Origin of the sequence: Streptomyces macrosporus, from assembly GCF_039533145.1 — a bacterium.
GTDB classification, from domain to species: Bacteria; Actinomycetota; Actinomycetes; order Streptomycetales; family Streptomycetaceae; genus Streptomyces; species Streptomyces macrosporus.
In genome coordinates this window covers 42,774-51,864 of sequence record NZ_BAAASZ010000002.1, presented here as the reverse complement: position 1 = coordinate 51,864, position 9,091 = coordinate 42,774, and the positions used below count along the sequence as shown (strand labels likewise).

8 protein-coding genes are annotated in these 9,091 nt (G+C 68.2%); 4 read left to right on the top strand and 4 right to left on the bottom strand.

Going from position 1 to position 9,091, the window contains the following annotated elements:
• Positions 1-260 precede the first annotated feature (260 nt).
• Positions 261-464, bottom strand: a complete 204-nt coding sequence (locus tag ABD335_RS00240; protein WP_344319920.1) for a cold-shock protein — start codon at positions 462-464, stop codon at positions 261-263.
• A 241-nt stretch (positions 465-705) separates the two neighbouring features.
• Here ABD335_RS00240 and ABD335_RS00235 point away from each other — a divergent pair, with 241 nt between their 5' ends.
• The 4 genes from ABD335_RS00235 to ABD335_RS00220 all read left to right on the top strand — a co-directional run bounded on the left by ABD335_RS00235 (position 706) and on the right by ABD335_RS00220 (position 5,055).
• Entirely contained in the window at positions 706-1,581 is an 876-nt protein-coding gene (locus ABD335_RS00235; protein ID WP_344319919.1) for a menaquinone biosynthetic enzyme MqnA/MqnD family protein, read from the top strand.
• A 40-nt stretch (positions 1,582-1,621) separates the two neighbouring features.
• On the top strand, positions 1,622-3,190 hold the full coding sequence (locus ABD335_RS00230) for a serine/threonine-protein kinase (RefSeq protein WP_344319918.1): 1,569 nt from the start codon (positions 1,622-1,624) through the stop codon (positions 3,188-3,190).
• Positions 3,191-3,296: 106 nt separating this feature from the next.
• Positions 3,297-4,496, top strand: a complete 1,200-nt coding sequence (gene mqnC, locus ABD335_RS00225; RefSeq protein WP_344319917.1) for a cyclic dehypoxanthinyl futalosine synthase — start codon at positions 3,297-3,299, stop codon at positions 4,494-4,496.
• Between the two features lie 7 nt (positions 4,497-4,503).
• Positions 4,504-5,055 (top strand): imidazolonepropionase-like domain-containing protein, encoded by a 552-nt coding sequence (locus tag ABD335_RS00220; protein ID WP_344319916.1) that lies wholly within the window; start codon positions 4,504-4,506, stop codon positions 5,053-5,055.
• Between the two features lie 2 nt (positions 5,056-5,057).
• On the opposite strand, the gene ABD335_RS00215 is transcribed toward ABD335_RS00220, so the two are convergent.
• The 3 genes from ABD335_RS00215 to ABD335_RS00205 form a co-directional block, all read right to left on the bottom strand.
• Positions 5,058-5,660, bottom strand: a complete 603-nt coding sequence (locus tag ABD335_RS00215) for a hypothetical protein (protein ID WP_344319915.1) — start codon at positions 5,658-5,660, stop codon at positions 5,058-5,060.
• A 193-nt stretch (positions 5,661-5,853) separates the two neighbouring features.
• Complete coding sequence (locus tag ABD335_RS00210; RefSeq protein WP_344319914.1) at positions 5,854-8,121, bottom strand: PPE domain-containing protein; 2,268 nt, start codon at positions 8,119-8,121, stop codon at positions 5,854-5,856.
• Entirely contained in the window at positions 8,118-8,546 is a 429-nt protein-coding gene (locus ABD335_RS00205; protein ID WP_344319913.1) for a type VII secretion target, read from the bottom strand. The genes ABD335_RS00210 and ABD335_RS00205 overlap by 4 nt, the downstream gene beginning before the upstream one ends.
• Positions 8,547-9,091: the final 545 nt, after the last annotated feature.

Genomic DNA, 9,091 nt, shown 5'->3' with positions numbered 1-9,091 from the left:
CCTCCCCGCTCCGGGGAGGCGGACGGGGCCCGTCCGCGTCTCGGGGCCCCTTCGGGGGCCGGCCGTCTCGCGGGGCGCCGTCGAGGGGCGGGACGCGCGGGGACACGCACGGGAACAAAGGCGCGGGGGACAAAGGCAGGAGCCCCCGCCGGGGCGGGGGCTCCTTGGGTACTGCTTATCCGGTCGTCTGCCGGCATCGGGCCCCCGTACCGAGGGGCGCCGCGCCGACACGGCCAGGGTTCCGGCCGAGCCGGGGCAACTCAGACCGCGGTGACGTTCTCCGCCTGCGGACCCTTCGGGCCCTGCGTCACGTCGAAGGTGACCGCCTGGTTCTCCTCCAGGGAACGGAAACCGTTGGCGTTGATCGCGGAGTAGTGAACGAACACATCGGGACCGCCGCCGTCCTGAGCGATGAAACCAAAGCCCTTTTCGGCGTTGAACCACTTGACGGTTCCGGTAGCCATAAGCCCTCCTTGGGCCTATAAGGGTTGCCCTGCTCCAGAACCCACAGGAACTCTGAAAACGACGAGAGCCCGCGGTCACATGCTCCGCAGGCTCTGTACTGCAAGGGAAACCAAACTGCAACTTGCTCCGAGCCTAGCACGGCATCCCCCGGGGAGGAAGGTCGATCATGCCCGGCGCGCCGCCGGCCGGGTGACCACCCCCCGACGGGGCGCGCCGTCCCGGCGGAGATAGCCTCACGAGGTGGAAAGTTCTGCCGCTGACCAGCCCGTCGCCGACCACCCCCGGAGGCGGCCCCGCGTCGGGCACATCCAGTTCCTCAACTGTCTCCCCCTCTACTGGGGCCTGGCCCGGACCGGCACCCTGCTGGACCTGGAGCTGACCAAGGACACCCCGGAGAGACTGAGCGAACAGCTCGTGGCCGGGGAACTCGACATCGGCCCGATCACCCTCGTGGAATTCCTCCGCCACGCCGACCGCCTGGTCGCCCTGCCCGACATCGCGGTGGGCTGCGACGGACCGGTGATGTCCTGCGTGATCGTCTCCAAGGGGCCGCTGGAGAGCCTCGACGGCGAACGCGTCGCCCTGGGGTCCACCTCCCGCACCTCCGTACGGCTGGCGCAGCTGATGCTCGCCGAGCGGTACGGCCTGGCGCCCGCCTACTACACCTGCCCGCCCGACCTGGGGCTGATGATGCAGGAGGCGCAGGCCGCCGTGCTGATCGGCGACGCCGCCCTGCGCGCCTCCCTCCACGACGCGCCCCGGCTGGGCCTTCGGGTCCACGACCTGGGCCTGATGTGGAAGGAGTGGACCGGCCTCCCCTTCGTCTTCGCCGTCTGGGCGGCCCGCCGCGACTACCTGGAGCGCGAGCCCGAGACGGTGCGGGAGGTCCACCGGGCCTTCCTCGCCTCCCGGGACCTGTCCCTGGAGGAGGTCGGCAAGGTGGCCGAGCAGGCGGCCCGCTGGGAAGCGTTCGACGCCGCCCTGCTGGAACGCTACTTCACCACCCTGGACTTCCGGCTGGGGCCCGAACAGCTCACCGGCATCGCGGAGTTCGCCCGCCGCACCGGGCCCACCACCGGATTCCCGGCCGACGTGCGCGTCGAACTCCTAAGCTGAGAGCCGCACTTCGACGGGGGACGACGGGGGAGGCAGGGCCATGCAGCCGCTGGAGGCGGACGACCCGCGGACCGTCGGCGAGTACCGGCTGCTGAGGCGGCTCGGCGCCGGCGGAATGGGACGCGTCTACCTGGGACGCAGCCCGGGAGGCCGGACGGTCGCGGTGAAGGTCGTGCACCCGCACTTCGCCGCGGACGAGGAGTTCCGCGGGCGCTTCCGCCGCGAGGTCGACTCCGCGCGGCGGGTCGGCGGCGAGTGGACCGCGCCGGTGCTCGACGCGGACCCGGAGGCGCCCACGCCCTGGGTCGCGACGGGCTACGTGGCCGGCCCCTCCCTCCACCAGGCGGTCGTCGGACACGGACCGCTGCCCGAGCACACCGTGCGGGCGCTGGGGGCCGGGCTGGGCGAGGCGCTGGCCGCCGTCCACGCCCGCGGCCTGGTGCACCGGGACGTCAAGCCGTCCAACGTCCTGCTGACGTTGGACGGCCCGCGCCTGATCGACTTCGGGATCGCCCGCGCCATGGACGGCACCGCCTCGCTCACCTCCACCGGCGTCACCGTCGGCTCGCCCGGCTACATGTCGCCGGAACAGGTCCTCGGCCGCGAGGCGGGCCCGGCCTCGGACGTCTTCTCGCTCGGCGCGGTGCTGGCCTACGCGGCGACCGGCACACCGCCCTTCCCCGGGGACAACTCGGCGGCACTGCTGTACAAGGTGGTCCACGAGGAACCGGAACTGGGCGATCTGGACGGCGTGTTGCGCGAGACCGTCACCGCCTGCCTGGCCAAGGACGCCACCGCCCGTCCGTCCCCCGCCGAGGTCGCCCGGCGACTGGCGGGCGCGGCCGGCGCGACCGGACTCGTCCGCCCCGGCTGGCTGCCGGGACCGGTGGTGGAGGGCGTGAGCCGCCGCGCGGTGGAACTGCTGGAGTTGGAGGCGGACGACGAGCCCCCCGCGCCCCCGCCCGTACCCTCCGCGCCCGCACCCTCCCCGCCCGTCCACGCCACGCCGACCGAACCCTCGGCCCCGCCACCGGGCGGCCCACCGGGAGCCTTCGGCCCGCCCCCGCCGTACGGCGCCCCCACCGAGGACGGGACGCCACCGCGGCGGAGGCGGCGCCGCGCGGCCCTGCTCGCCGCCGGGGCGCTGCTGGCCGCCACCGCGGCCGGAGGGCTCCTGCTGTTCCCCGACGGCCTGTTCCCCGGCGGCGGAGGCGACGACCCGAAGCCGGACGACCGGCCCCCCGGCACGGTGCCCGAGGCGTTCGTCGGCACCTGGGAGGGACAGACCGTCACCCGCAGCGGGCTGCACGGCTCCACCCTCACCCTGACCGTCTCCGAGGGCCGCGAGGGCGAGGAGACGGTGCGCATGGTCTACGAGATCACCGGCCTGGAGTGCAGGGCCAGGGGCACGGTCGAGGACGTCTCGAAGACCCGTCTGAAGGTCACCGAGCGGAGCGAGGGCGACTCCCCGGAGGTGCTCGGGGTCAAGGTGTGCAGCGGGGAGACCGCCACGGTCGTCCTCACCCTGGACGGGGAGGGGCGGCTGCACTACGCGTCCGACGACGTGGGCGCCGGCCGGCCCGAGGGCGATCTCACCAGGAGGAAGTGACGCGAGCGGGCACGCCGACCGGCCGGAACGCCGTCGGAGCGCCGGCGTAGGCTGGATCGGTCCCGCGCCAGGGGAATCCGTCGAACCGACTCGAAAGGACCGCCCGGTGACCGAGAACGCCGACCTCCAGTCCGTACTCGACCGCGCCGCCGAGGGCGGGCGGATCAGCGCTGAGGAGGCGTTGGAGCTCTACCGGCACGCCCCGCTGCACGCGCTGGGACAGGCCGCCGACGCGGCGCGACGCCGGCGCTACGCGGGCACCGAGCACATCGCGACGTACATCATCGAGCGGAACATCAACTACACCAACGTGTGTGTGACGGCCTGCAAGTTCTGCGCCTTCTACGCGGCCCCCAAGGACACCGCCAAGGGCTGGGTCCGCGATCTGGACGACATCCTGCGCCGCTGCGAGGAGACCGTCGCGCTGGGCGGCACCCAGATCATGTTCCAGGGCGGCCACCACCCCGACTTCGGCGTCGAGTACTACGAGGAGCACTTCTCGGCGATCAAGAAGCGCTTCCCCGAGCTGGTCATCCACTCCCTGGGCGCCTCCGAGGTCGAGCACATGGCCCGCGTCTCGGGCGTGACGGTGGAGGAGGCCATCACCCGCATCCGGGACGCCGGCCTGGACTCCTTCGCCGGCGCCGGCGCCGAGCTGCTGCCGGAGCGCCCGCGCAAGGCGATCGCCCCGCTGAAGGAGTCCGGCGAACGCTGGCTGGAGATCATGGAGACCGCCCACCGGCTGGGCGTGGAGTCCACCACCACGATGCTGATGGGCACCGGCGAGACCAACGCCGAACGCATCGAGCACCTGCGGATGATCCGCGACGTCCAGGACCGCACCGGCGGCTTCCGCGCCTTCATCCCGTACACCTACCAGCCGGAGAACAACCACCTGAAGGGCCGCACCCAGGCGACGATCTTCGAGTACCTGCGCATCCTGGCCGTCGCCCGGCTCTTCCTCGACAACGTCGCGCACATCCAGGGCTCGTGGCTGACCACCGGCAAGGAGATCGGCCAACTCTCCCTCCACTACGGCGCGGACGACCTGGGCTCGGTGATGCTGGAGGAGAACGTCGTCTCCTCCGCCGGGGCGAAGCACCGCTCCAACCGGATGGAGTTGATCGACCTCATCCGCAAGGCCGGCCGCGTCCCGGCGCAGCGCTCGACGACGTACGAGCACCTGGTGATCCACGACGACCCGGCGAACGACCCGGTGGACGACCGTGTCGTCTCCCACCTGTCCTCCACGGCCATCGAGGGCGGCACCGCCCACCCGGAGCTCAAGCTCCTCGACGCCAACTGACCCGACCGTGCCGACGATCCACGCCCCGCTCGCCGTCCGTCTCACCGAGGACGGCGAGCCGCTCGCGGGGTATGCGGTGGCGGTCGAGGGCGACCGGATCGCGGCGGTCGGGCCGTTGGCGGAGTTGGACGCGGAGTATCCGGAGGCCCGCGTCCGCCGCTGGTCCGGCGTCCTCGGCCCCGGCCGCTGCGCGGCGGACGCGGCGGCCTGGCTGGAGACGGCGTACCACCCCGACCCGCGCGAGGCCGACGCCCTCGGCACCGAGCCCCTGACGGGTGCCGACCTGGCCGCCCTGGAGATGGACGAGACCCGCTGGGGCGCGAGCGCCCGTCGCGGCCTGCAACGCCTGCTGCGCGAGGGCGTCACCTCCGTCGTCGGGCCCTTCACCCGTCCCGCGGTCCGCACGGCCGTCCTCCGGTCGGGCCTCGTCGTCCTGTCCGCCCCCCGCCCGTCCGCCCTGTCCCCGGGCGCCCGCGCGGACTTCGCCGTCCACGACGAGACCGACGGACGCTGCCTGGCCACGGTCCTCACCGGCCGCCTGGTCCACCGCCGCGCCTGACCTCACCAGGGCTTGTCGCGCTTCGGTATGTCCCCGTGGTTCTCGCACCCCAGGTGTCCTGCCACGTTGCGCGCCACGTGCTGGAGGATGTCCATGTTCATCCACGGAGCGTCCAGCCCTCCTTCGCCTCTCAGCGCGCGATGACCGTAGGAAAAATTTGCACGAACGACCGGCTCTTTCCCTTCTTCAATGGTGAGGTCAGACGTGCGGCACTCGAAGTAGATGTCGGCTCCCGTGTAAGTGGATATCGCCTGCAGGGCAATCGGAAATTTCTCTTCGCCAATTATTTCGTCCTCCGGGTCCGGTGGAATGCTCTTGTGGTCGGTTGGCTGGAAAGAGACGCGTGGAACGGGGGGCTTGCCACTTTCCCGGGGAGTGATTCGGCAGAACTCCACAATTTCTTTCCTGTTGCTTTCCAGTAGGGGCAACAGGCTGTTCACGAACTTGTCCGTGTCGTCCATCACGGAAGAGCGATCGAATCTCCTTGCCGCCGTGACTTTCTCCATGGATTCTGCGGCTGTCGGCGACAGTCCTCCGCACACTTCCTCGGCAGTGACGGAGTTTCCGCCGTCCTTTGACCCGCATGCTGTCGAGGTCAGAAACACGGCACAGAGAGTCAGAGTGGCGTGCAGGCGAAGCTTCAAAAAGGGCATATATTTTCTCCGCTTGGTCGTCCGGTAATCCTCGAAAAGCCGTCCAGGGGTTTTCGATGGCGCGAGAACGGCGCTTTCGATGAAGGTGTTCGGTCTTCATCCTTGAAGTTCCGTGGATTCATGGTGAAGAGGCGACCTCGGGTGTTCACCTCCCGAAGTGAGGAGCAACATCGGATCGGCTGGACCTGTAGGTGTTCGCGACGTCGATGTCGTTCAACCAGGGGTCGCGCGTGGAGATTCCATGTGTGTTGACGAAAGCATCAAGAGGGTCCATGGACCTGACCTTGCCTCTTTCGGTGAATTCTCCGCTGTCCAGCCCGTTGTCCTCCTCAAAGGATTCCATCTTCTTTTCCAGTTCGCGATTCAAGGAGTTTTCGTACTGGGTTTCCGCAGCGCCAGTGACCCCTTCGACTACCGTAGGCACGACAAATGTTACCGCCATAGATGCCGAGGGGCCTCCGAAGGGAAGGGTCAGAAGCCCTGCGCCGATGCCGATTCCCTGGCTTACGGTGAACTTTTCCCAGGCCGCAGCCTCGGAAAGTTTGCGCTCTTGCTTTTCTGTCTCGTCTTTCAGGGTCTCTTGGATGTCGAAGACTCGGGAGTGATCGATGATCCCATTGAACCTTGCTCCGGTTTCAATGATTACTTTGGCTTCGTAATCAGGTCCCGGGTGCACCTTCAATAGGCTCGCCATGTATTCTTGTTGTGCTGCTGCGAGGATCTCATAATTCCCCTCGTGTCGCCCAACGGAGGCAAGGAACTTTGTTGCCGCGTTTTCGCCGATGGTGAAATGGCCGTTTCCTTCCTTGTGCCTGAATGCGGCATCGCGTGCTTCCTTGCTGTAGTCGGCTTCCCCGAAGTCTGAAATCGCCCAGTTCAGGTCATCAATGTAACCGGCTCCCATCTTTGCCAAACTGTTTCCGATGCCGGGCCTGTCGGATGCGTAATCCATATCGTCACCTACGACTGTCACGACTTGACTCATGATGTTCGCCGTGGTGTCATCGCGGTTCAGGCCGAGCTCGGGACGGTCGTATGGAATTCCAAGGGTTGCGGCTTCCAGGGCATGCCCCAACTCGTCGTAGCCGTACCCTTGGTGCCCCTTTGCGTCAGATGTGGAGTCCTTCAGCCATTCGCGTTCCATTAGCAGGTACTTTAGATCCGGGTCCAAGTCGCTTACTTTTCCTGTGTTCTTTTCCCAATCTTTCGAGTGGAATATTTCCTTTGCGGCTTCCGGGTTGTGACCAAGAGCCTCCAGGTAGCCGGCCATGGGGTCGTTGCCCGCGTCTGAGCCGAAGCTGAGTTGGGCCTTGTGGTCGTCGACGTACCAGAGATCCTCGAGGTCGCCCTCGTGCTTGCGCTCGAAGGAGAAAAGTGCCTTTCCGTAGTCCTTTAGGAACTCGGTCTCGAACTCACCGTGGCGCATCAGGCTGCTCATGATCGAGAAGCCGTATGATCCCTCACTCGCTACGATCATGTCCGGGTACGAGAAGTAGATGCGCTCGTCTCCGAGCCTGACCATCTCCTTCTTCCACTCCCGCATGGCATCGCTCTGGGAGTGGGAGGCGGTGGCGAGCGTGTGGGACAGGGACTTCTGGATGCCCGCCAGGGTCTTCACCGCGTCCTTGTCGGAGTGGTGCCGTTGATCGGCGACGCTCTGCCAGAACCGCAGGACCCCTTCGGGCCCGACCTTGGTGGCGAAGCGCTCGGCGAAGTAGGGGTCGCCCTCGTGCTTCCTGAGCAGCCGGTTGAACTGCACGAGCTGCTCGTCGGTCATGTCTCGGCCGAGAGCGGCGAGCTTGACGAGGGTGTCGGCGTCCTTGCGGGCCTCGCGGCGTCCCTTCTGGGCGTCCTGGACGCTGTTGAACATGTCCGGGTGGAAGCCGGGGGAGCGCCCGTTGGGGTCCTGGGACAGCGCCCAGTGCAGTGCGGTGTCGGCCTCGGTGGCGTTGGCGAGGGCCGTTTTGATCCGGTCGTTGTAGCCCCGGATCACGTCCTCGTAGGCCTGTTTGAGGACGGCGAGCCGGTTCGGTTCCTTCTTGTCCTCCGGGTCCAGGTACACCAGCCCGGCGGGGGAGAGTTTCAGGTTCCTGTCCTCGGCGACCTCCGCGGCGACGTCGCGGATCCGCTTCTGGGCGGAACGGAAACTCTCCAGTGCGCTGTCGAGCAGCCGATGGATGTCTCGGGCCTCCTCCGAGGCGTTGTCCATCTGCTTCTCGACCTCGGTGAACTTCTTGAAAGCCGCGTTCGCCGCTTCTCCCTCCCAATCGGAGGCTCGCAGAGCCCTGGACACCTCGGACTTGAAAGAGGTGGCGATGGTGTCGAACTGACCCGGAAGGTTCCGCCACTTGGCGACCGCCTCGGACAGCGGTGCCAGGTCGGCGTCCTTGACGGTGTCGTAGCTCAGCGTCACTTCTTCTCGTCCTTCTCGTCCTGCTTCAGCCCATCGATCACCTTGGCCTGATCGCTGTCCTCACGCTTGAGTTCGCTGGCCGCCGCGCGCAGAGGCTTTGCCACACCGTCGTCCAACAGGCTCTGCAGGTACTTCATCTGCTCTTCCCAGCGTTCCTGGAAGGTGGCGAACGCCCCGGCGGACCTGAAGCCCTTCAGGCCCTTGGCCACCTGCTCCGTCTCCTTCATCGCGGCGTCGTCCGCCTTGGCGAGGTTGCCGCGGATGGTGTCGGTCCTGCCCGCACGCTTGGTGAGTTCGCCGGGGGTGACGTGGAGCTTCTTCCCGGAGCCACCACCCCCGCCGTCGTGTCCGTTGAGTCTCGTGCGGGTGTCCCGCTCCTGCGTGGCCTTCGCCACGAGTCGGGCCCATTCCTCGTCGAACGACACGGTTCCCCCTCTGATCACGCTTGCGACACCCTATGCGACTCTGTGTAGTCGATCTCTTGTCGGGGACGCAAAGGGTTCGAGCAGGGCGCGTGGCGTAGGTGCTTCCGGACGAGTGGTTCCGTGCGGTCACCGCTCGTTCAGAGCCGCAGGGGGCGGCACGGCATACCGGGAATCGGGGTTTTCGGCCAGGGAGCCCGCGGGTTCCCGGCGTCGGGTTGTTCCGGGTTCCGCTTGGCGGTCCTCGTGTTCGCCTCCGCCGTTCGACGGTGGTGTGGCAGGGGCGGGCGCAGGCCGGCTCTCGCCGCGCTCCTCGCGTCCGCGGAAGCGGCAGGCGACGACGGGGACGCCGGGCCGGGGTTCCGGACGACGGAGGTGATCTCCACCGCGGCCGGGCGGGCGTCGTCGTGCGCGCAGGGCGAGGCGCGCAGGGCGAGGTTCGGAGGGTGCCCACGTCGCCTCCGCTTTCCGTGGCCGGCGTTCGGCACGGCGTCGGTCCCGTGCGGGGCGGGCCGGGCGCCCCGCGGCGGGGCTGCCACAATGGCCGC

Excerpts from the sequence above, each read along its gene's own strand:
- ABD335_RS00240 (WP_344319920.1), bottom strand. The coding sequence starts at position 464 with ATGGCTACCGGAACCGTCAAGTGGTTCAACGCCGAAAAGGGCTTTGGT.
- ABD335_RS00230 (WP_344319918.1), top strand. The coding sequence starts at position 1,622 with ATGCAGCCGCTGGAGGCGGACGACCCGCGGACCGTCGGCGAGTACCGG.